The organism is Streptomyces sp. NPDC058274, assembly GCF_042881375.1.
In the GTDB taxonomy this organism is placed as follows: domain Bacteria; phylum Actinomycetota; class Actinomycetes; order Streptomycetales; family Streptomycetaceae; genus Streptomyces.
Genome location: NZ_JBHVXW010000001.1, coordinates 354,152 through 374,561 on the forward strand (window position 1 = coordinate 354,152; position 20,410 = coordinate 374,561).

24 protein-coding genes are annotated in these 20,410 nt (G+C 72.4%); 5 read left to right on the plus strand and 19 right to left on the minus strand.

Going from position 1 to position 20,410, the window contains the following annotated elements:
* Positions 1–102 precede the first annotated feature (102 nt).
* From trpA to hisI, 9 genes are all read right to left on the minus strand, one after another.
* Entirely contained in the window at positions 103–918 is an 816-nt protein-coding gene (gene trpA / locus ACFVYF_RS01610) for a tryptophan synthase subunit alpha (protein ID WP_389449101.1), read from the minus strand.
* Complete coding sequence (gene trpB, locus ACFVYF_RS01615) at positions 915–2,201, minus strand: tryptophan synthase subunit beta (RefSeq protein WP_389449104.1); 1,287 nt, start codon at positions 2,199–2,201, stop codon at positions 915–917. Before trpB ends, trpA begins: the two co-directional genes overlap by 4 nt.
* 167 nt (positions 2,202–2,368) lie before the next feature.
* Positions 2,369–2,725 carry a tryptophan biosynthesis modulator TrpM gene (gene trpM / locus ACFVYF_RS01620; RefSeq protein WP_389449107.1) on the minus strand — a complete coding sequence of 119 codons (357 nt, stop codon included), beginning with the start codon at positions 2,723–2,725 and terminating at the stop codon, positions 2,369–2,371.
* 7 nt (positions 2,726–2,732) lie between these two features.
* A complete protein-coding gene (gene trpC / locus ACFVYF_RS01625; protein WP_389449110.1) occupies positions 2,733–3,542 on the minus strand; it encodes an indole-3-glycerol phosphate synthase TrpC in 810 nt (269 codons plus the stop codon).
* Between the two features lie 166 nt (positions 3,543–3,708).
* A complete protein-coding gene (locus ACFVYF_RS01630) occupies positions 3,709–4,167 on the minus strand; it encodes a DUF2752 domain-containing protein (protein ID WP_389449113.1) in 459 nt (152 codons plus the stop codon).
* Between the two features lie 108 nt (positions 4,168–4,275).
* Positions 4,276–4,536 (minus strand): HGxxPAAW family protein, encoded by a 261-nt coding sequence (locus ACFVYF_RS01635; RefSeq protein ID WP_389449115.1) that lies wholly within the window; start codon positions 4,534–4,536, stop codon positions 4,276–4,278.
* Between the two features lie 166 nt (positions 4,537–4,702).
* Positions 4,703–5,341 (minus strand): TIGR02234 family membrane protein, encoded by a 639-nt coding sequence (locus ACFVYF_RS01640; RefSeq protein WP_389449118.1) that lies wholly within the window; start codon positions 5,339–5,341, stop codon positions 4,703–4,705.
* A gap of 52 nt (positions 5,342–5,393) precedes the next feature.
* Positions 5,394–6,881, minus strand: a complete 1,488-nt coding sequence (locus ACFVYF_RS01645) for an anthranilate synthase component I (protein WP_389449120.1) — start codon at positions 6,879–6,881, stop codon at positions 5,394–5,396.
* 11 nt (positions 6,882–6,892) lie between these two features.
* Positions 6,893–7,357, minus strand: coding sequence for a phosphoribosyl-AMP cyclohydrolase (gene hisI, locus ACFVYF_RS01650; RefSeq protein ID WP_389449123.1), 465 nt, complete (start codon positions 7,355–7,357; stop codon positions 6,893–6,895).
* 119 nt (positions 7,358–7,476) lie between these two features.
* On the opposite strand from hisI, the gene ACFVYF_RS01655 reads away from it, so the two are divergent.
* Positions 7,477–8,112 carry a TIGR03085 family metal-binding protein gene (locus tag ACFVYF_RS01655; RefSeq protein ID WP_389449126.1) on the plus strand — a complete coding sequence of 212 codons (636 nt, stop codon included), beginning with the start codon at positions 7,477–7,479 and terminating at the stop codon, positions 8,110–8,112.
* 50 nt (positions 8,113–8,162) lie between these two features.
* On the opposite strand, the gene ACFVYF_RS01660 is transcribed toward ACFVYF_RS01655, so the two are convergent.
* The 10 genes from ACFVYF_RS01660 to hisD all read right to left on the minus strand — a co-directional run bounded on the left by ACFVYF_RS01660 (position 8,163) and on the right by hisD (position 15,884).
* Complete coding sequence (locus ACFVYF_RS01660) at positions 8,163–9,446, minus strand: MFS transporter (RefSeq protein WP_389449129.1); 1,284 nt, start codon at positions 9,444–9,446, stop codon at positions 8,163–8,165.
* A 14-nt stretch (positions 9,447–9,460) separates the two neighbouring features.
* Positions 9,461–10,045: an ArsR/SmtB family transcription factor gene (locus ACFVYF_RS01665; RefSeq protein WP_389449132.1), complete on the minus strand. Its 585-nt coding sequence runs from the start codon at positions 10,043–10,045 to the stop codon at positions 9,461–9,463.
* A 119-nt stretch (positions 10,046–10,164) separates the two neighbouring features.
* Positions 10,165–10,920 (minus strand): imidazole glycerol phosphate synthase subunit HisF, encoded by a 756-nt coding sequence (gene hisF, locus ACFVYF_RS01670; RefSeq protein ID WP_389449134.1) that lies wholly within the window; start codon positions 10,918–10,920, stop codon positions 10,165–10,167.
* Positions 10,917–11,312 carry a RidA family protein gene (locus tag ACFVYF_RS01675; protein WP_389449137.1) on the minus strand — a complete coding sequence of 132 codons (396 nt, stop codon included), beginning with the start codon at positions 11,310–11,312 and terminating at the stop codon, positions 10,917–10,919. Before ACFVYF_RS01675 ends, hisF begins: the two co-directional genes overlap by 4 nt.
* On the minus strand, positions 11,309–12,049 hold the full coding sequence (gene priA, locus ACFVYF_RS01680) for a bifunctional 1-(5-phosphoribosyl)-5-((5-phosphoribosylamino)methylideneamino)imidazole-4-carboxamide isomerase/phosphoribosylanthranilate isomerase PriA (protein ID WP_389449140.1): 741 nt from the start codon (positions 12,047–12,049) through the stop codon (positions 11,309–11,311). Before priA ends, ACFVYF_RS01675 begins: the two co-directional genes overlap by 4 nt.
* Complete coding sequence (gene hisH / locus ACFVYF_RS01685) at positions 12,049–12,690, minus strand: imidazole glycerol phosphate synthase subunit HisH (protein WP_389449143.1); 642 nt, start codon at positions 12,688–12,690, stop codon at positions 12,049–12,051. Before hisH ends, priA begins: the two co-directional genes overlap by 1 nt.
* Entirely contained in the window at positions 12,687–12,851 is a 165-nt protein-coding gene (locus tag ACFVYF_RS01690; RefSeq protein WP_383280151.1) for a hypothetical protein, read from the minus strand. Before ACFVYF_RS01690 ends, hisH begins: the two co-directional genes overlap by 4 nt.
* Positions 12,848–13,441, minus strand: coding sequence for an imidazoleglycerol-phosphate dehydratase HisB (gene hisB, locus ACFVYF_RS01695; RefSeq protein WP_383280148.1), 594 nt, complete (start codon positions 13,439–13,441; stop codon positions 12,848–12,850). Before hisB ends, ACFVYF_RS01690 begins: the two co-directional genes overlap by 4 nt.
* Positions 13,438–14,562, minus strand: a complete 1,125-nt coding sequence (locus tag ACFVYF_RS01700) for a histidinol-phosphate transaminase (protein ID WP_389449146.1) — start codon at positions 14,560–14,562, stop codon at positions 13,438–13,440. Before ACFVYF_RS01700 ends, hisB begins: the two co-directional genes overlap by 4 nt.
* Entirely contained in the window at positions 14,559–15,884 is a 1,326-nt protein-coding gene (gene hisD / locus ACFVYF_RS01705; RefSeq protein WP_389449149.1) for a histidinol dehydrogenase, read from the minus strand. Before hisD ends, ACFVYF_RS01700 begins: the two co-directional genes overlap by 4 nt.
* 209 nt (positions 15,885–16,093) lie before the next feature.
* On the opposite strand from hisD, the gene ACFVYF_RS01710 reads away from it, so the two are divergent.
* From ACFVYF_RS01710 to ybaK, 4 genes are all read left to right on the plus strand, one after another.
* Positions 16,094–17,674: an oxidoreductase gene (locus ACFVYF_RS01710; protein ID WP_389449152.1), complete on the plus strand. Its 1,581-nt coding sequence runs from the start codon at positions 16,094–16,096 to the stop codon at positions 17,672–17,674.
* Between the two features lie 163 nt (positions 17,675–17,837).
* Positions 17,838–18,977, plus strand: a complete 1,140-nt coding sequence (locus tag ACFVYF_RS01715) for a hypothetical protein (protein WP_389449155.1) — start codon at positions 17,838–17,840, stop codon at positions 18,975–18,977.
* An 11-nt stretch (positions 18,978–18,988) separates the two neighbouring features.
* Entirely contained in the window at positions 18,989–19,729 is a 741-nt protein-coding gene (locus ACFVYF_RS01720; RefSeq protein WP_389449158.1) for an LON peptidase substrate-binding domain-containing protein, read from the plus strand.
* A 25-nt stretch (positions 19,730–19,754) separates the two neighbouring features.
* Positions 19,755–20,255, plus strand: coding sequence for a Cys-tRNA(Pro) deacylase (gene ybaK, locus ACFVYF_RS01725; protein ID WP_389449161.1), 501 nt, complete (start codon positions 19,755–19,757; stop codon positions 20,253–20,255).
* Positions 20,256–20,410: the final 155 nt, after the last annotated feature.

The following is a 20,410-nucleotide window of genomic DNA, read 5'->3' on the forward strand; positions in this document are numbered from 1 at the left end:
ACGAACCGGGGAGGCGCAGCGCGCCTCCCCGGTCCCAGGTCCACCCGTTCGAGTGAGCGGATTGTCCGTTACGTACAGGTACGTGAACGGACAGAGGGAGCACTACGCCGTGCCGCGCACACCTCGCGCCAGCTCGCCCGCGAGGACGCGTACGGCGTCCAGGCCGGCCGCCTCGTCCGGCGCGTCCAGCATCCGCTTCACGAAGGCCGAGCCGACGATCACGCCGTCGGCGAAGCCGGCCACCTCGGCGGCCTGCCCGGCGTCGGAGACGCCGAGGCCCACGCAGACGGGCAGGCCGGTGGTGGCCTTGGTACGCCGCACCAGGTCCTGTGCCTGCGCGCCCACCGACGCCCGGGTGCCGGTGACACCCATCAGCGAGGCCGCGTAGACGAAGCCGGAGCCCGCCGCGGTGATCTCGGCGAGCCGGGCGTCCTTGCTGCTCGGGGCCACGACGAAGACGGTCGCGAGGCCGTGCTTCTCGGCGTGCTCCCTCCACAGGGCCGACTCCTGCACGGGCAGGTCGGGCAGGATGCACCCGGCGCCGCCCGCCTCGGCGAGCTCGGCGGTGAAGCGCTCGACGCCGTAGCGGTCGATGGGGTTCCAGTACGTCATGACGAGCACCGGCTTGCCGGTGGCCGCGAAGGCCTCGCGCACCGTGCGCATCACGTCCGCGATCTTGACGCCGCCGCGCAGCGCGATGTCGTCGGCGGTCTGGATGACGGGCCCGTCCAGGACGGGGTCGCTGTGCGGCAGCCCCACCTCGACGACGTCCGCCCCGCCGTCGAAGACGGCCTTGATGGCCTCGATCCCCCCGTCCACGGTCGGGAACCCGGCCGGGAGGTACGCGATGAGGGCGGACCGGCCCTCGGCCCTGGCGCCGGCGAGGGTGTCGCTCAACAGCTGGATGTTGCCGCTCACTTGGCGTCCCCCTCGATCTCGGCGCCGTCGCCGGCCTCGTCCGCCTCGACGACGGCGTCGGTGTCGTACAGCCCGAAGTAGCGGGCGGCCGTGTCCATGTCCTTGTCGCCGCGCCCGGACAGGTTGATGACGATCAGCCCGTCCTTGCCCAGCTCCCGCCCGACCTCCAGGGCACCGGCGAGCGCGTGCGCGCTCTCGATCGCCGGGATGATCCCCTCGGTACGGGAGAGCAGGCGCAGGGCCTGCATGGCCGCGTCGTCGGTGACCGCGCGGTACTCGCCGCGGCCACTGTCCTTCAGGTACGAGTGCTCCGGACCGATGCCCGGGTAGTCGAGGCCCGCCGAGATCGAGTAGGGCTCGGTGATCTGGCCCTCCTCGTCCTGGAGGACGTAGGACCGCGAGCCGTGCAGGATGCCCGGCTCGCCGGCCGTCAGGGTGGCCGCGTGCTCGCCGGTCTCGATGCCGTGTCCGGCGGGCTCGCAGCCGATGAGGCGTACGTCCGCGTCCGGGATGAAGGCGTGGAAGAGGCCGATGGCGTTGGAGCCGCCGCCGACGCAGGCCACGGCCGCGTCGGGCAGCCGCCCGGCGCGCTCCAGGATCTGCCGCCGGGCCTCGACTCCGATGACCCGGTGGAAGTCGCGCACCATGGCCGGGAAGGGGTGCGGTCCGGCCACGGTCCCGAAGAGGTAGTGGGTGCGGTCCACGTTGGCGACCCAGTCGCGGAAGGCCTCGTTGATCGCGTCCTTGAGGGTGCGGCTGCCGGACTTCACGGCGATGACCTCGGCGCCGAGCATGCGCATCCGGGCGACGTTGAGCGCCTGGCGCTGGGTGTCGATCTCACCCATGTAGATGGTGCATTCGAGGCCGAACAGGGCGCAGGCGGTGGCGGTCGCGACACCGTGCTGGCCGGCGCCGGTCTCCGCGATGACGCGGGTCTTGCCCATCCTCCTGGTGAGCAGAGCCTGCCCGAGGACGTTGTTGATCTTGTGCGATCCGGTGTGGTTGAGGTCCTCGCGCTTGAGGAACACCCGCGCACCACCGGCGTGTTCGGCGAACCGGGGGACCTCGGTGAGCGCGCTCGGCCGTCCGGTGTAGTGGACGAGCAGGTCGTCGAGCTCACGGGCGAACTCGGGGTCGGACTTCGCCTTGTCGTACTCGACGGCGACCTCGTCCACGGCGGCGACCAGCGCCTCCGGGATGAACTTGCCGCCGAAGGCGCCGAAGTAGCCCTCGGCGCTGGGGACTTGGCCTTCGGGGTCGGGAATGAAGAACTCGCTGGGCATGCGTTACCTCGCAGGGGCGTCAGCCCCGGTCACGGGTCGGACAGTGGTCACGTCGGCGACGCACGCACGCGGCACGGCCTTCGTCCGGCACCCGCGAAGACCGGGCCCCTCCCGCCCGACGGCGAGAACCTCCGGCACGGATGAGGACCGGCGGAGTCGGGCCCGGCTCAGCGCACCCGCAGGGGGCGACCGGCCGCAGACGGCACGAGCGTGCGCACGTGGGCACGCCATCGCATTCCGTTGACCTGTCCCGGCTCGTCGCCGATGACATAGCGGACCCGGCGCCCGTGCACCCGTCGTGCGGGCGCCCGGCAGCCGCGCGGACGGCAGCCGCGGGCAAGGCGGGCGTAGGGGTTCCGCGCGGCAGAGGCGGCCGCCTCAGGCGCGGCCGACCGCACGCAGGGGCGGCCGGCGTACGGGACCGGGGGCCCCGGGAGCGGCAGCGGCCCGGCCGGCCCGGCGCAACCGCCGGCGCCGGGCGAGCGCGGGCTCTCCCGGTGTCGGCGTGCGGTCAGGTCGGCCACGGTGGGGTCAGCCCCGTCCGTGCCGCAGCGCGGGGTGGGCCCCGGCCGCGACGAGGTCGGAGACCGCGGTCCTCGGGTCGCGGCCGGTGACGAGCGACTCGCCCACCAGGACCGCGTCGGCGCCGGCGTTGGCGTACGCGATGAGGTCGTGCGGCCCGCGGACGCCGGACTCGGCGATCTTGACGAGGCCGGCCGGGATCTCGGGCGCGACGCGCTCGAAGGTGGAGCGGTCCACCTTGAGGTCCTTGAGATTGCGCGCGTTGATGCCGATCACCTTCGCGCCGGCGTCCACCGCCCGCTCGGCCTCGTCCTCGTCGTGCACCTCGACGAGCGGGGTGAGCCCGATGGACTCGGCGCGCTCGATGAGGGACTCCAGGGCGGACTGGTCGAGGGCGGCCACGATCAGCAGGGCGAGGTCGGCGCCGTACGCACGGGCCTCCCAGAGCTGGTACGAGGTGACGATGAAGTCCTTGCGCAGGACCGGGATGTCGACCTTGGCGCGGACGGCCTCCAGGTCGGCCAGCGAGCCGCCGAAGCGCCGCTGCTCGGTCAGCACGGAGATGACGGCCGCGCCGCCCGCCTCGTAGTCCGCGGCCAGCGCGGCCGGGTCGGCGATCGCGGCCAGCGCGCCCTTGGAGGGGCTGGAGCGCTTGACCTCGCAGATGACCTTGACACCGTCACCCCGCAGGGCCGCCACGCCGTCCTTGGCCGCCGGAGCCTTCGCCACGCGCTCCTTGAGCTCGTCGAGGCTGACGCGCGCCTGCCGTTCCGCGAGGTCGGCACGGACTCCGTCGATGATCTCGTCGAGCACACTCACGCGAGCGGCCCCCTTCCCTGCGGTGGACGGTTGAAGCGGGTTGAGCGTCTGACCTCCGTCACCGCCCCGGGCGGTTCAGAAGGGTCACTGTGATGGTATCCGGAGGAAGGCGTAGGCCTGACATCCGGTTGACGGCGGTCCCACTACCTGGACATTTGTCATTTGATCAAGGATGCAGCCAGCCACCCGAGGGCAGGTTCCGGACAACCGTGAAGACCAGCAGCAACGCGCCCACGCCCCACAGCTGCACGGGGCCGGGATCGATCCGCACCGGCCGGCCGCGCACGGTCCGGACCACCCAGACGGTCCACACCACCGCGAACCCCAGAAAGCCGGCGAAGGCGAGCGCGTTGTCCGTGAACGCCGCCGCGAAGTCCCCGTGCACGAAGGCGTGCGCGCTGCGCAGTCCGCCGCAGCCGGGGCAGTACAGCCCGGCGTAGCGCAGCAGCGGGCAGACGGGGTAGTGGCCCGGCTCGTTCGGGTCGACGGCGCCGACGTAGGCGAAGGCGCCCGCGACGGCGGCGAGCAGACCGGCGGGGACGGCCAGCCTGCGCGCCAGGCCGGCGGGGCCGGTGGCCGCGGCCGGTGGAGTCACCCGGTGGGTTTCGGCGTTCACCCGACGCATTCTGCCCCGCCCCCGGACTGGATGCCCGTCGTGGCGCCGGCGGGCGGCCGGGCACGGCAGAGGCGGCCCGGACGCGCCGGGCCGCCTCTCACGAAGTCGTGGGAGCGGTCAGCTCTCCGCGCCGACGGCCTGGCGGGCCGGCTCCGGCTGCGGCACGGTCTGGGGTCCCCGGTCGGCCTTCGGCTGGCCGAGACCCATCAGCCGCATAATGCCGCCGACGACACCGCCGAGGGCGACGATGACCAGGCCGGCCCAGAAGCCCAGCGGGTCGGCCAGCACGGTGAAGGCACCGGAAACGCAGAAACCGATGAACGCGATGATGACACCGGTCCAGGCGGCCGGGGTGTGACCGTGGCTGCTGCCCGCCATGACTTGCTCCTCGTTGCTGTGTGCGTGTGTGAGTCGGACGCTCACCGACCATTGTCCCGTACTCGCGCGTGTGCCGTGAGCGGGGGGTCGCTCCTCGCGAGTCGAGTGGGCGAGGTCGTGACCAGGGGCCCGGGGCGAAGGTCCCGGACAGCCGGCCCGGCCGCCCTCAGGTGCCTGTCGGGTCCTCGCCGCGGTCCAGGGCCTTCCACAGGTCCTCGGGCCGGTCGGGGTCGACGGGCTCGGCCTTGCGGGGCCGGGGGGTGCCGTCCCGCTCGTAGCGGCCGGACATCGCGGGCCACAGCCGCCCGTAGCGCAGCGCGAGCAGTCCCGCGAGGAGGATGAGCCCGCCGCCGAAGGCCGCGACGTACGGCCAGGCGGTGTGGCTGAGGGCGTCCGCGGTCGCGGAGGTGTCGCCGGACGCCTGCGCGGCCTTCTCGTCGAGCGCGGAGCTGTCGTTCAGGCCGATCAGCGCGGCGGCGACGGTGCCGGCGCCGGAGAGCGCGAGCAGCGCGGAGACCAGGAGGCGCCCGGAGCGGCGGACGGCGAAGACGGCGACGAGTGCGGCGAGGCCCACTATGGCGAGGGCCGCGGGCACGCCCGTGACGTCGCTGCCCCTGGCGGTCAGCGGGAAGGCGCCGCCGGCCACCGACGCCGTGCCCTCCGACCAGCTCTGCCGGGTGGAGAGCAGCGCCACGGCCGCGCCGAGCGCGCCGCAGAACAGGGCTACGCCGAGGCTGCGGCGGCCGGACCGGGCGGGTCCGGCGGCTTCGGATCGGGGGTGCGGTACAGCAGTCACGTACCCCACTATCGCCTGAACCCCGGGGGAAGCGTCACCCGGGGTTCACGTGAGACTCGTCCTATTGCCCGAGCCGGTTCGCCGTGTGCACCGCGCGGAGCACCGCCGCGGCCTTGTTGCGGCACTCGGTGTCCTCCGCGACCGGGTCCGAGTCGGCGACGACACCGGCGCCGGCCTGCACGTACGCCGTGCCGTCCCGCAGGAGGGCGGTTCGGATGGCGATGGCGGTGTCCGAGTCGCCCGCGAAGTCGAGATACCCGACACATCCGCCGTACAGCCCGCGCCGGGAGGGTTCGAGTTCGTCGATGATCTGCATCGCGCGCGGCTTGGGCGCTCCGGAGAGGGTGCCGGCCGGGAAGCACGCGGTCAGCACGTCGAAGGCCGTACGCCCCCGCGCGACCCGGCCGGTCACGGTCGAGACGATGTGCATGACGTGCGAGTACCGCTCGACGGACATGAAGTCGACGACCTCGACCGAGCCGGGCTCGCAGACCCGCCCCAGATCGTTCCGTCCCAGGTCGACCAGCATCAGGTGCTCGGCGCGCTCCTTGGGGTCGGCGAGCAGCTCCTCGGCCAGGCTCTGGTCCTCGTGGGGGGTGGCGCCGCGCGGCCGGGTGCCCGCGATGGGGTGCACCATCGCCTGCCCGTCCTCGACCTTGACCAGGGCCTCGGGGGAGGAGCCCACGACGTCGAAGCCGTCGAAGCGGAAGAGGTACATGTACGGGGAGGGGTTGGTGGCCCGCAGGACTCGGTAGACGTCCAACGCGCTTGCCGTGCACGGCGTTTCGAAGCGCTGGGAGGGGACGACCTGGAAGGCCTCGCCGGCCCGGATGCGCTCCTTGATGTCCTCGACCGCGTCCTGGTAGTCCGGACCGCCCCACAGCGCGGTGTACTCGGGGAGCTCGGACGGCGGGAGGGCGGCCGGGGGCTGCGAGACGGCGCGCGAGAGGTCCGCCTCCATGGCGTCGAGGCGGGCGACGGCGTCCGCGTACGCCTCGTCGACACCGGTGTCCAGGTCGTTGTGGTTGATCGCGTTGGCGATCAGCTCGACCGTCCCGTTCCAGTGGTCGAGGACGGCGAGGTCGCTGGTGAGCAGCATGGTCAGCTCGGGCAGCTTCAGGTCGTCCCGCTCGCCCGGGCCGATCTTCTCCAGGCGGCGCACGACGTCGTAGCCGAGGTAGCCGACCATGCCGCCGGTGAAGGGCGGCTGGTCCTCGCCGTGGGGGGTGTGCAGGGTCTCGATCGTGGCGCGCAGGGCGGCCAGCGGGTCGCCCTCGACGGGGACGCCCACGGGGGGTGTGCCCAGCCAGTGGGTCTTGCCGTCGCGCTCGGTCAGGGTGGCGTGGCTGCGGACGCCGACGAAGGAGTAGCGAGACCAGGTGAACGCCGCGCGGCCGTTCTCGGCGGATTCCAGGAGGAAGGTGCCGGGGCGCTCGGCGGCCAGCTTGCGGTAGAGCGCGACCGGCGTGTCGCCGTCCGCGAGGAGCTTGCGGCTGACGGGGATCACACGGCGGTCGGTGGCCAGCTTGCGGAACGTCTCGAGGTCCATGGCGGCTGACCTTACTGAGCGGCGGGAGGTACGTCGGACAGGGCTTCCCCTGCCGATTCGGGCGGCGCCGTCCCGGCCGGTCCGGACCGTGCCGACCCCGCCGCTTCGGGCCCTCCGTCCTTGAGCAGGACGTCGGCGTCGAAGCAGGTGCGGGCGCCGGTGTGGCAGGCGGCGCCGACCTGGTCGACCCGGACGAGGACGGTGTCCGCGTCGCAGTCGAGGGCGACCGACTTCACGTGCTGGACGTGGCCGGAGGTGTCGCCCTTGACCCAGTACTCCTGGCGGCTGCGCGACCAGTACGTGCAGCGGCCCGTGGTCAGCGTGCGATGCAGTGCCTCGTCGTCCATCCAGCCGAGCATCAGCACCTCACCGGTGTCGTACTGCTGGGCGATGGCGGGGACGAGCCCGTCGGCGCTGCGCCTGAGGCGCGCGGCGATCTCGGGATCCAGGCTGCTGGGCGGGGGCGTGCTGGTCATGCCGACCATTGTGCCGCGCCGCGCGGACACGTCCGACGGAGGTCCACTGGGCGGACCGCGTGCCGTGGTGGCCGGGTGTCCACTGGGCGGACCGGAGCGGCGGTCGTAGGCTGGCTGTCATGTCGACCCATGCCAAGCGTGAACGACTTCTCCTCGCCGACCTGTTGGAAGCCGAGGGACCGGACGCCCCCACCTTGTGCGGGGACTGGAACACCCGTGATCTGGCGGCCCACGTGGTGGTGCGCGAGCGCCGCGCGGACGCCGCGGGCGGGATCCTGATCAAGCAGCTCGCGCCCCGGCTGGAGCGGGTTCAGGCCGAATTCGCCGAGAAACCCTACGAGGAGCTGATCCAGCTGATCCGTACGGGACCGCCGCGGTTCTCGCCGTTCTCCCTGAAGCAGATCGACGAGGCGTCGAACACCGTCGAGTTCTACGTCCACACGGAGGACGTACGCCGGGCGCGGCCCGACTGGACGCCGCGCCCGCTGGACGCCGTCTTCCAGGACGCGCTGTGGTCCCGTCTCGACCGCACGGCCCGGCTGGTGGGCCGCGGGGTGCCGACCGGCCTGGTGCTGCGCCGCCCGGACGGCCAGACGGCGGTCGCGCACAAGGGGACGCCGGTAGTCACGGTGACGGGCGAGCCCTCGGAGCTCCTGCTGTTCGCGTACGGGCGCCAGAGCGTGGCCGATGTGGCGCTGGACGGCGAGAAGGACGCGATCGCGAAGCTCCAGGAGGCCAAGCAGCTCGGAATCTGACGCTCCGGCCCTCCGGCGGCTCGGCTGCTGCCGGGACCCGGGGCTGGGCCTCACTTCGGCAGCTCGGCCCGCCGCAGCGGGCCGGAGCACAGGGCGACCACGCCGCCGAGGCCGCAGACCGCCGCGCTGACGACGAAGACGGGGCCGGTGCCCCACAGGCCGATGGCGGCCGCGGACACCGGCATGCTGAGCGGCGCGATCCCGAGGCTGACGATGCCGGAGACGGCGCTGACCCGCCCGAGGTAGGAGGGCGCCGTCTCGGTCTGCAGCAGCGCGCCGCACAGGGCGCCGCTCAGCCCCGCGAGCAGCCCGACGAGCAGTGCCACGCCGACGGCGGCGACCACGCCGGGTACGTAGGCGAGCGAGCCGATCGCGACACAGCCCGCGAGGATCGAGCCGGCCATGACGTACCCCGCGTGCGGCAGCCGTCCGCGCACGGTCAGCAGCAGGGAGACGGCCCCCGCGCCGGTCCCGAACCCGGCGAGCACCCAGCCCATGCCGGCCGCTCCCCAGCCGCGCTCGTCGGCCAGCAGGGTCAGGCCCACGTTGAGCGGTCCGACGAAACCGAGGTCGCCGAGCGCGATGGCGACGATCAGCGGCGCGAGGACCCGGTGGCCCCGGATGTACCGCAGTCCGTCCCGCAGGTCCTGCCAGGCACTGCGGGACTCCGCGAGCGGCGCCGGCCCCTCGGCGCCCTCTGCCCCGTCCCCGCTCGCCGCCGGCAGGTCCCGCATCCGTACGGAGATCAGCAGCGGTACGGACACCGCGATCAGGAGGCCGGCGAGGCCGAAGGCGGCCGCCGCGCCCCCGAGGGCCACCCCGAGGCCGCCGAGCGGGGCGCCCACGACGTTGGCGAAGCGGATCGCCAGGCCGCGCATGCCCTGGACGCGGGCGAGCTGGCCGCGGCTCGTGACCCGGGCCGGGAGGGCGCCCACGGCCGGCATGAAGACCGCGTCGACCGTGCCGAAGACCAGGGCGAGCAGGGCGAGGAGCCACAGCCCGGGACTGGCGGCGAACAGCAGCGCGGCCACCGCGAGGACGGCCGCGCAGCGCACGGCGTCGCTGCCGATGACGACCTTCCGCGGTCCGAAGCGGTCGGCCACCACGCCCCCGCCGAGCATCAGCAGGGCCCGCGGTACGGCGCTGGCGGCCATCACGAGCCCGGCCTGCGAGGGCGTGCCCGCCTGGACGGCCGCCCAGGACAGGGCGATGTAGTAGACGTTGTCGCCCACCATCGAGGCGGTGTACGCGCCCAGCCAGCGCAGCACGTTGCCGTCGCGGTGGGCGGGCCGGTCGGCGGCGACGGAGGCGGAGGGAATGACGGTCGTGGTCATGGAGGGGCGTCCTCTCAGGCGCGGAACGGAAAGCCGTACACGTGGATCGCGACGTTCTCCCGGCCCTGGTCGTCGCCCGCCTCCTCGGCGGACCGGCCCCTGGCCTGGTACTTCTTGATCAGGTCGTCCAACTCGCGCTGCAGTTCACCGAGTTCGGACGCGTTGAGACGCGGAAGGTACTCGCCCTCGAAGCCGGCCGAGCGCCACGCGTCGCTCCATGACTCGGACTCGTCGAGGTGCCGCCGGTAGAGGTCGACCCGCTGTTCCAGCAGGGTCCGCGTGAGCGCACTCTGGGCCGCGAGCTTCTCCGGTGCGTCCTTGATGTCCTCGTGCCGCACGGTGAGCCCCTCCGCGGCGGGCTGCCACCAGCGCTCCCGGCCGTCACCGCTCTGCGTGGCCTCTTCGATCAACCCGTGCTCGGCGAGCTTGCGCAGGTGGTAGCTGACCAGCGAGACGGCCTCGTCCACCTGGTCGGCGAGCTGCGAGGCGGTCGCGGTGCGAGCCACGTGCAGCGCCCGGTACAGCTTGAGGCGCAGCGGGTGTGCGAACGCCTTGAGTGTCCCCAGGTCGGTGATGTTGCGGGTCTGGTCCGAGGTCATGCAGCAAACCCTAGACGCGAAAGAAAAGTTGCGCAACATAAATTGCGCAACTTTTCTTTCGCATCCCCCCGGTGAAAAGCCCCGGCCACCAGTGACCGGGGCTCAAGCCGAGCGCAGCGTCACCGCACGGGATGCCCCGCCTCCCGCAGCGTCTGCTTCACCTCGCCGATCCGCAGATCACCGAAGTGGAAGACGGAGGCGGCCAGCACCGCGTCGGCGCCCGCGGCGACGGCGGGCGGGAAGTCGGCGAGCCGCCCCGCTCCCCCGCTGGCGATGAGCGGCACGGTCACGTGCTTGCGGACGGCCTCGATCATCTCGATGTCGTAGCCGTCCTTCGTGCCGTCCGCGTCCATCGAGTTGAGCAGGATCTCGCCCGCGCCCAGCTCGGCCGCCCGGTGGGCCCACTCGACGGCGTCGATGCCGGTGCCCTTGCGGCCGCCGTGCGTGGTGACCTCGAAGGACCCGCTCCCGGTGCGGCGCGCGTCCACCGACAGCACCAGCACCTGCCGGCCGAACCGCTCCGCGATCTCGCGGATCAGCTCGGGCCTGGCGATGGCGGCCGTGTTCACGCCCACCTTGTCCGCGCCGGCACGCAGCAGCTTGTCGACGTCCTCGGCCGTGCGCACACCGCCGCCCACCGTCAGCGGGATGAACACCTGCTCGGCCGTACGGCGCACCACGTCGTACGTCGTCTCACGGTTGCCGGAGGACGCCGTGATGTCCAGGAACGTCAGCTCGTCCGCGCCCTCGGCGTCGTACACCTTCGCCATCTCGACGGGGTCGCCCGCGTCGCGCAGGTTCTGGAAGTTGACCCCCTTGACCACCCGGCCGTTGTCCACGTCCAGGCAGGGGATGACACGTACCGCCAGGGTCATGACGGCGCCCCTCGGTACGCCTCCACCTCGACCTCGACGACCAGGCTGGGGTCCACGAAGCCGGAGACGATGACCAGGGACGCGGCGGGCCGTACGGAGTCGAAGAGCTCCTTGTGGGCGCGTCCGACGTCGTCCACGTCCCGGGCGTGCGTGAGGTACAGCCGCGTACGCACCACGTCCTCCCGGCCGAGGCCCAGCCCCTCCAGGGCCGCGAACGCGACGTTGAAGGAGTTGATCGTCTGCTCGTAGGGACCACCGCCGGCGATCTCGCCGTCCACTATCGAGGTGCAGCCGGAGACCAGTACCAGGCCGTTGGGCAGTTCCACCGCGCGGGAGTACCCGAAGGTGTCCTCCCAGGGTGCGCCGGTCGTGACTCGTCGTACGTCGCTCACTTGGCTACCGCCTCCAGGGCCTCTTCCAGGGTGAACGCCTTCGCGTACAGGGCCTTCCCGACGATGGAGCCTTCGACACCGAGGGGCACCAGCTCGGCGATCGCCCGCAGGTCGTCCAGGGAGGACACACCTCCGGAGGCCACCACCGGGCGGTCGGTCGCCGCGCAGACGTTCCTCAGCAGCTCCAGGTTCGGGCCCTGGAGTGTGCCGTCCTTGGCGATGTCGGTGACGACATACCGCGCGCAGCCCTCGGAGTTGAGGCGCTCCAGCGTCTCGTAGAGGTCACCGCCGTCGCGGGTCCAGCCGCGGCCGCGCAGGGTCGTGCCGCGGACGTCGAGACCGACCGCGATCTTGTCGCCGTGCTCGGCGATGACCTTGGCGACCCACTCGGGGGTCTCCAGGGCGGCCGTGCCCAGGTTCACCCGGGTGCACCCGGTGGCGAGGGCGGCCGCGAGCGAGGCGTCGTCCCGGATGCCGCCGGACAGCTCGACCTTGATGTCCATCGCGCCGGTCACCTCGGCGATCAGCGCGCGGTTGTCGCCGGTGCCGAACGCGGCGTCCAGGTCGACCAGGTGCAGCCATTCGGCGCCCGCGCCCTGCCAGGCGAGGGCGGCCTCCAGGGGAGAGCCGTACGAGGTCTCCGTCCCGGACTCGCCGTGCACCAGACGGACGGCCTGGCCGTCGCGGACGTCGACGGCGGGGAGGAGTTCGAGCTTTCCTGAGGACTTGGCAGACATCAGAGGGTTCCGATCCAGTTGTTCAGCAGCTGCGCTCCGGCGTCGCCGGACTTCTCGGGGTGGAACTGCGTGGCCCACAGGGCGCCGTTCTCGACGGCGGCCACAAAGGGCTTGCCGTGCGTCGACCAGGTCACCAGGGGTGACCGCATCGCCGGGTTCGCCACCTCCAGGGACCAGTCGTGGACGGCGTAGGAGTGCACGAAGTAGAAGCGCGCGTCGGCGTCGAGCCCGGCGAAGAGCTGGGAGCCGGCCGGAGCCTCGACGGTGTTCCAGCCCATGTGCGGCACGATCTCGGCCTGGAGCGGCTCGACCGAGCCGGGCCACTCGTCGAGGCCCTCGCTCTCCACACCGTGCTCGATGCCGCGGGCGAAGAGGATCTGCATCCCGACGCAGATGCCCATGACCGGGCGGCCGCCGGCGAGGCGGCGGCCCACGATCCAGTCGCCGCGCGCCTGCCTCAGCCCCTGCATACAGGCGGCGAAGGCGCCGACGCCCGGCACGAGGAGCCCGTCCGCGTTCATCGCCGTGTCGTAGTCACGCGTTATCTCGACCTCGGCGCCGGCGCGGGCGAGGGCCCGCTCGGCGGACCGGACGTTCCCGAAGCCGTAGTCGAAGACGACGACCTTCCTGGGGGCGCTCACGTCCACACCGCCAGCCGCATGACACCGGCCACGAGACACATCGCGGCGCCGATGGAGACGAGCACGATGAGGCTCGCCGGCATCTTCTGCTTGACGAACGAGTAGACACCGCCGAGGAGGAAGAGTCCGACGACGATCAGGATGCTCGACAGGCCGGTCACAGCGCGCCCTTCGTGGAGGGGAGGATGCCGGCGGCGCGCGGGTCACGCTCGGAGGCGTACCGCAGCGCGCGGGCGAGCGCCTTGAACTGGCACTCCACGATGTGGTGCGCGTTGCGTCCGTAGGGCACGTGCACGTGCAGCGCGATCTGGGCCTGCGCGACGAAGGACTCCAGGATGTGCCGGGTCATCGTCGTGTCGTACTCGCCGATCATCGGCGCCATCTTCTCGGGCTCGGTGTGCACCAGGTACGGGCGGCCGGAGAGGTCGACGGTCACCTGTGCGAGGGACTCGTCCAGCGGCACCGTGCAGTTGCCGAACCGGTAGATCCCGACCTTGTCGCCGAGCGCCTGCTTGAAGGCGGCGCCCAGCGCGAGGGCGGTGTCCTCGATGGTGTGGTGGGAGTCGATGTGCAGGTCGCCCTCGGTCTTCACGGTCAGGTCGAACAGACCGTGCCGGCCGAGCTGGTCGAGCATGTGGTCGTAGAAGCCGACGCCTGTCGACACATCGACCTTGCCGGTACCGTCGAGATCGATCTCGACGACGACCGACGTCTCCTTGGTCGCCCGCTCCACTCTTCCGACGCGGCTCATGCGCTCTGCTCCTTCTTCACATCACGGACCGCGTCCAGGAACGCGTCGTTTTCCGCCGGGGTGCCCGCGGAGACCCGCAGCCAGCCCGGTACTCCGTTGTCCCGGACCAGGACGCCCCGGTCGAGGATCTTCTGCCAGACCTCGTGCGCGTCGGCGAACCGCCCGAACTGCACGAAGTTGGCGTCCGATGCGGTCACCTCGTAACCGATCGCCCGCAGTTCGGCGACCAGGCGGTCCCGCTCGGCCTTCAGCTGCTCCACGTACCCCAGCAGGGTGTCGGTGTGCTCCAGGGCGGCCAGCGCGGTCGCCTGGGTGACGGCCGACAGGTGGTAGGGCAGCCGTACGAGCTGGACGGCGTCGACGACCGCCGGGTGGGCGGCGAGATAGCCGAGGCGCAGGCCGGCCGCGCCGAAGGCCTTCGACATCGTGCGCGAGACGACGAGATTCGGCCGACCTTCGAGCAGCGGCAGCAACGAGTCGCCGTGGCTGAACTCGATGTACGCCTCGTCCGCGATCACCATCGACGGCTTCGCGGCCTGAGCGGCCTCGTACAGCGCGAGGACCGTCTCCGGCGGGACCGCGCTGCCCGTGGGGTTGTTCGGCGTGGTGATGAAGACGACGTCCGGCCGGTGCTCGGCGATGGCCGCTTCGGCCGCCGCCAGGTCGATCGTGAAGTCCTCGTTGCGGGGACCGGAGATCCAGCCGGTGCCCGTGCCGCGCGCGATGAGCGAGTGCATCGAGTACGACGGCTCGAAGCCGATCGCCGTACGGCCGGGCCCGCCGAAGGTCTGCAGCAGCTGCTGGATGACCTCGTTCGAGCCGTTCGCCGCCCAGACGTTCTCGATGCCGACGCGGTGCCTGCCGGTCTTCGTCAGGTACTTGGCCAGCTCGGTGCGCAGCTCCACCGCGTCCCGGTCGGGGTAGCGGTTGAGGTTGCGGGCGGCCTCGCGCACCCGCTCGGCGATCCGCTCGACGAGCGGTTCGGGCAGCGGGTACGGGTTCTCGTTCGTGTTGAGCCGTACCGGGACGTCGAGCTGGGGCGCCCCGTAGGGGGACTTGCCGCGGAGCTCGTCCCGTACGGGGAGCTCGTCCCAGGGGGACGAAGAGGAGTCGCCAGTCACTTGCTCTCCGGAACCTTCCACCCGAACCGGGCCTTGATCGCCGCGCCGTGCGCCGGCAGGTCCTCCGCCTCCGCCAGCGTCACCACGTGCTGGGCGACCTCGGCGAGGGCGTCGCGCGTGTAGTCCACGATGTGGATCCCGCGCAGGAACGACTGGACGCTCAGCCCCGAGGAGTGACAGGCGCAGCCGCCGGTGGGCAGCACGTGGTTGGAGCCGGCGCAGTAGTCGCCCAGGGAGACGGGGGCCCAGGGACCGACGAAGATCGCGCCCGCGTTCTTCACCCGGTCGGCGACGGCGGCCGCGTCGGCGGTCTGGATCTCCAGGTGCTCGGCGCCGTACGCGTCGACCACCCGAAGCCCCTCGTCGATACCGTCGACCAGCACGATCGCGGACTGCCGGCCGCGCAGCGCGGGCACGATCCGGTCGTCCACGTGCTTGGTGGCGGCGACCTGGGGAGCCAGCTCCCGCTCGACCGCGTCGGCCAGCGCCACGGAGTCCGTGACGAGGACGGCGGCGGCGAGCGGGTCGTGCTCGGCCTGGCTGATCAGGTCGGAGGCGACGTGCACCGGGTCGGCGCTCCCGTCGGCGAGGACCGCGATCTCGGTGGGGCCGGCCTCGGTGTCGATGCCGATCTTCCCGGTGAAGTACCGCTTGGCGGCGGCGACCCAGATGTTGCCCGGGCCGGTGACCATGTTGGCGGCGGCGCAGGACTCGGTGCCGTGCGCGAACATCGCGACGGCCTGGGCGCCGCCGACCGCGTACACCTCGTCGATGCCGAGGAGGGCGCAGGCGGCGAGGATCGTCGGGTGCGGAAGGCCGTCGAACTCCTTCTGCGGCGGGGAGGCGAGGGCGATGGAACCGACGCCGGCCTCCTGGGCCGGGACCACGTTCATGATCACGGAGGACGGGTAGACCGAGCGGCCACCGGGCGCGTACAGCCCGACGCGCTCGACCGGAACCCACTTCTCGGTCACCGAGCCGCCCGGCACGACCTGTGTGGTGTGCGTGCGGCGGCGCTGCTCGCGGTGGACCAGACGGGCACGGCGGATCGACTCCTCCAGGGCCGCGCGCACGGCCGGGTCGAGCCGCTTGAGGGCGTCGGTGAGCGCCTGGGCCGGGACCCGTACGGAGTCGAGCCGGACGCCGTCGAACCTCTCCGCGTAGTCGATCAGCGCCGCGTCGCCCCGATGATGCACGGCCTCGCAGATCGGGCGCACCTTCTCCAGGGCGGCCGAGACGTCGAAGTCGGCTCGGGGCAGCAGGTCGCGCAGGGCGGTGCCCTCGGGGAGGGCGTCGCCGCGCAGGTCGATTCGGGAGATCACATGGCCAATTCTCTCAGACCGCCATCGAGCGTCGGACGGCTGTATCAGTGACTGATACAGGACCTGGGACGACGGCTGGACCATGGCCGGAATCAATGGCCGATACGCGCCCCGGAAGATCCCCTTCACCGCTAGCGTTCCGCCCGTCACAGAGCGGGCATTGAACGGTTGTACGAACCCGCGAGTAGCTGGGGTGGAAGGGAAGTGCCGTGACCGAGGGTGCCGGCATCCGGAACGGGGACCTGCCGGACGAGCTGACCGCCGCCGAGGCCGGCATGTGGCAGGCCTTCCGCAACGGCAGCGTGTACGACCTGCGCAGCGGGGACACCGTCGTGGACGACCCGCACGGGGGTCACCCCTGGGGCCCCGAGCGCAGTGTCCGGGCGCGGATCGTGGCCTGGCTGCTGCTGGCCGGGCCGCCCGCGCTGGACGGCCGGGTCGCCTCGCTGAAGCTGACCGGCGTGCAGATCCGGGACGTCCTCGATCTGGCGGGCGGCACGATCGAGCCTTACGTCGAGCTGAAGGGCTGCCGGTTCGAGAAGGAGGTCCTGCTGCCGGAGGCCCGGTTCACGACCGTGCGCCTGGTGGACTGCTCGGTGCCGCGCCTCGAGGCGGCCCGGCTGCACACCGAGGGCGATCTGCATCTGCCGCGCTGCCGTTTCCACAACGGCGTCCGCCTCACCGACGCGCACATCGGTACGGATCTGCTGCTCAACCAGGCCGTCGTCTACCGGGACCGGCGCATGCGGTCGATCACCGGCGACGGCATGACCGTGGGCCAGGACCTCCAGGCCGAGATGCTGGAGTCGCACGGCGAGCTGAGCCTGCGCGGCGCCCAGGTCGGTGTCTCGCTGAGCCTGCGCGGCAGCCGGCTCACCAACCCCTACGGCCGCCTCGCGCTGAACGCCCCTCAGCTGACCGTCGAGCGCACGCTGTATCTGACCCCCGCCGGCCTCGGCAATCCGCTGCAGACGGGCGGCACCACCCCCGCGCACGGGACCCGGGTGCAGCGGTTCGTGTGCCAGGGCGGGATCCGGCTGGACGACGGACGGTTCGGTGACGCGCTCGACTTCGAGCAGGCCCGTTTCACCTTCGAGGACGACCAGGAGCTGTCCCTGCGCCGGGTACAGACGCCCGAGCTGCGTTTCCTCGGGGAGAGACCGGAGCGCGGGAAGGTGGTTCTGTCAGGCGCGCGGATCGTCAACCTGGTCGACAGGGCGGCCAGCTGGCCCGGCCCGGGCAGCCTCCACATGGGCGGCTTCAGCTACGAGAACCTGGTTCCGCAGGGCGCGTTCCCGCTGACCCGGCGGCTGGAGTGGGTCGCGGCGGCGACCGCCGAGTACAACCCGGAACCGTACGAACGCCTGGCGGCCGTGCTGCGCAACTCCGGCGAGGACGAGGACGCGCGCGAGGTGCTGCTGGCCAAGCAGCGCCGCCGCCGGGAGACCCTGCCGCTCGCGGGCAAGCTGTGGGGGTACGCGCAGGACTGGACGGTGGCCTACGGGTACCGGCCCGGCCGGGCCGCCGTATGGATGGCGGTGCTGTGGGCGGCCACCTCGTTCGCCTTCGCCCACGCGAGCCATCTCCCGCTCAAGGGCGAGGAGCATCCGCCGTGGAACGCCTCGCTGTTCGCCCTGGACCTGCTGCTGCCCGTCATCGACCTCGGTCAGGTGGGCTACTGGCAGTTGCGCGGCGGCTGGCAGTGGCTGGCCGTGGTGGTCATCCTCCTCGGCTGGATCCTGGCCACGACGGTCGCGGCCGGCGCGACCCGGCTGCTGCGCAGGAGCTGACCGGATCCGGCCCCCGGAAGCCGGCCGCGCTGGGCGCGCTGGGCGCACAAGAGTAGAACAACGCTCATCTTTTACTGGTCCTTGACCGTCCCGCACACAACCAATCGACGGTTACGAAAGCTTCACCGCAACTCCCTGGCTCAGTCCCGACCTGCGGTTTTCAATGGTCTCCACCATGGCACTGCTGCGCGCGCTCATCCGTACGGCCCGGATGACCAGGAACACTCCGCGCCTCGCGGTCGGGCTGCCCGACGACGACGAGGTACTCCTCGACGCGCCCGACGAGCGGCTGGCGCCCGCGCTGCTCGCGGCCGGCCGCGGCGAGTACGCGCCCGCCGCCAAGCTCCTCACCACCACCCGCGAGTCCGCCGAGTGGGAGAACCGCGACCGGTACGCGATGCGCCTGGCCACGTTCGCCCGCTCCCGCGACGAGTGGCTGCGGGAGTGGCAGGACGCGGCGCCGCACGACCCGGACGCGCTGCTGGTCAAGGCCGAGCTGGCGGTGCGCCGCGGCTGGGAGTCCCCCGCCCGCGTCGAGCTGCTGCGCCAGGTCGGCCCGCTGATCACCGCGGCCGCCGAGGGTGACCAGCGCGACCCGGTGCCCTGGCGGATCGCCCTCGACCACGCCCGCGGCACCAATGCCGGACACACCGAGTTCGAGCAGCTCTGGGGCGAGGCCGTACGCCGTTCCCCGCACCACTACGGCTGCCACGTGGCCGCCCTGCAGTACCTGTCGGCGGCCTGGTACGGCTCGCACCGCGAATGCTTCGACTTCGCCGAGCGGGCCGCGCAGGACGCCCTGCCCGGTTCCCTGGTCCAGGCCCTGCCGGTGCGCGCCGCCTTCGCCTATCTGACCGAGGGCGGCGGACCCGCGGTGCCGCGCGACCGTCTCGACGCGGCGGCCGACCTGGCGATCGCCGTCTCCGCGACCTACGCGGCCGCCGACCCCTGGCCCGCCGAGGTCCGCAACCTCCTGACCTACGTGCTGGTCAGGCTCGAACGCTGGGAGGACGCCCTGGAGCAGCTGCGGCGGACCGGCCCCTACGCCACGTCGTTCCCCTGGGACCGGGTCTCGGACGACCCGCTCGGGCAGTTCCTGGAGCTGCGGGACGGGATACGGCTGGAGGTCGCGGCCGGGAGACCGCTGGGGTCCGTCGCGCGAGTGCCGCGGCCGTCCGAGCGGCGCTCCGGGCCGTCCGGGGGCCGTTCCGGGCCGCCTGCGGGCCGCTTCGGACCGTCCGGGGGCCGCTTCGGGCACCCGCAGAATGAGCGGGGCGGACGTTCCGCCTCCGGCGACCATTAGGCTTTCCCGTCGTGACCACCGTCCGGCTCCCGCTCTTCCCGCTGAACTCGGTGCTTTTCCCCGGGCTCGTGCTTCCGCTGAACATTTTCGAGGAGCGCTATCGCGCCATGATGCGCGATCTGCTCAAGACCCCTGAGGACGAGCCGCGCCAGTTCGCCGTCGTCGCCATCCGCGACGGCCACGAGGTCGCGCCCAGCGCGCCCGGTATGCCGGACCCGACGGCGGTGCTGGCGCGCGGTCCCGCCGCCGGCTTCGGCGACGACCCGGCCCAGGCCTTCCACGAGGTGGGCTGCATCGCCGACGCGGCGACCATCCGGGAGCGCGCCGACGGCAGTTTCGAGGTGCTGGCCACCGGGACGACCCGCGTCCGGCTGCTGTCCGTGGACGCGTCCGGCCCGTTTCTGACGGCCGAGCTGGAGGAGCTGCCCGAGGAGCCCGGCGAGGAGGCCGGGGCGCTCGCCGAAGGCGTCCTGCGGGCCTTCCGCCAGTACCAGAAGCGGCTGGCCGGCGCCCGGGAGCGGTCGTTGTCGACCGGGGCCGACCTGCCGGACGAACCGGCCGTCGTCTCGTATCTCGTCGCGGCCGCCATGATGCACGACATCCCGGCGAAGCAGCGGCTGCTCCAGGCCCCGGACACCGCCTCCCGGCTGCGCGAGGAGCTGACCATGCTGCGCGCGGAGACGGCGATCATCCGCAATCTTCCGTCGTTGCCCGCGTCCGAGCTGACGCGCGGCCCGACGAGTCTCAACTGACGCATCTCCCGTATCCGAGAAGGCGATGGCGAAGAAGACGAAGAAGCAGCAGCCCGGCGGCACCCCGGCGACGGTCGCCCTGACGGCCGCGGGAGTCCCGTACACCGTGCACGCGTACGAGCACGATCCCGCGCACCCGTCCTACGGCGAGGAGGCGGCCGAGGCGATGGGCGTCTCCCCCGACCGGGTCTTCAAGACCCTGGTGGCGGACGTGGACGGCTCGCTGGTGGTCGCCGTCGTTCCTGTCGCGGGCTCCCTCGATCTGAAGGCCCTCGCCACGGCGGTGGGCGGCAAGCGCGCGGCCATGGCGGACCCGGCGGCGGCCGAGCGCACCACCGGCTACGTCCGCGGCGGCATCTCCCCCCTGGGCCAGCGCAGGAAGCTCCCCACGGTCCTGGACGCCTCGGCCGCCGCCCACCGCACGATCTGCGTCTCGGCGGGCCGCCGCGGCCTGGAGGTCGAACTCTCCCCCACCGACCTCACCCACCTCACGGAAGCCGTCTCCGCCCCCGTCGCCCGTGCCTGACCCCTCGACGTACGCCCCGTCCTCGGTTAAGTACGAGAGACATGTCGAAGAGAACCCGAAAGCGCAAATGGCGCACCAGAAAAGGCCGTTCCAACCACGGAAGGCGCCCGGCGTAGACGCTTTCAGCCCGCCCGGCGTTTGAGGACGAGGCCGTC

Excerpts from the sequence above, each read along its gene's own strand:
- trpB (WP_389449104.1), bottom strand. The coding sequence starts at position 2,201 with ATGCCCAGCGAGTTCTTCATTCCCGACCCCGAAGGCCAAGTCCCCAGC.
- ACFVYF_RS01630 (WP_389449113.1), bottom strand. The coding sequence starts at position 4,167 with ATGCGTCGGGTGAACGCCGAAACCCACCGGGTGACTCCACCGGCCGCG.
- ACFVYF_RS01635 (WP_389449115.1), bottom strand. The coding sequence starts at position 4,536 with ATGGCGGGCAGCAGCCACGGTCACACCCCGGCCGCCTGGACCGGTGTC.
- ACFVYF_RS01645 (WP_389449120.1), bottom strand. The coding sequence starts at position 6,881 with ATGGACCTCGAGACGTTCCGCAAGCTGGCCACCGACCGCCGTGTGATC.
- hisI (WP_389449123.1), bottom strand. The coding sequence starts at position 7,357 with ATGACCAGCACGCCCCCGCCCAGCAGCCTGGATCCCGAGATCGCCGCG.
- ACFVYF_RS01655 (WP_389449126.1), top strand. The coding sequence starts at position 7,477 with ATGTCGACCCATGCCAAGCGTGAACGACTTCTCCTCGCCGACCTGTTG.
- ACFVYF_RS01660 (WP_389449129.1), bottom strand. The coding sequence starts at position 9,446 with ATGACCACGACCGTCATTCCCTCCGCCTCCGTCGCCGCCGACCGGCCC.
- ACFVYF_RS01665 (WP_389449132.1), bottom strand. The coding sequence starts at position 10,045 with ATGACCTCGGACCAGACCCGCAACATCACCGACCTGGGGACACTCAAG.
- hisF (WP_389449134.1), bottom strand. The coding sequence starts at position 10,920 with ATGACCCTGGCGGTACGTGTCATCCCCTGCCTGGACGTGGACAACGGC.
- priA (WP_389449140.1), bottom strand. The coding sequence starts at position 12,049 with ATGTCTGCCAAGTCCTCAGGAAAGCTCGAACTCCTCCCCGCCGTCGAC.
- hisB (WP_383280148.1), bottom strand. The coding sequence starts at position 13,441 with ATGAGCCGCGTCGGAAGAGTGGAGCGGGCGACCAAGGAGACGTCGGTC.
- ACFVYF_RS01715 (WP_389449155.1), top strand. The coding sequence starts at position 17,838 with ATGGTCTCCACCATGGCACTGCTGCGCGCGCTCATCCGTACGGCCCGG.
- ybaK (WP_389449161.1), top strand. The coding sequence starts at position 19,755 with ATGGCGAAGAAGACGAAGAAGCAGCAGCCCGGCGGCACCCCGGCGACG.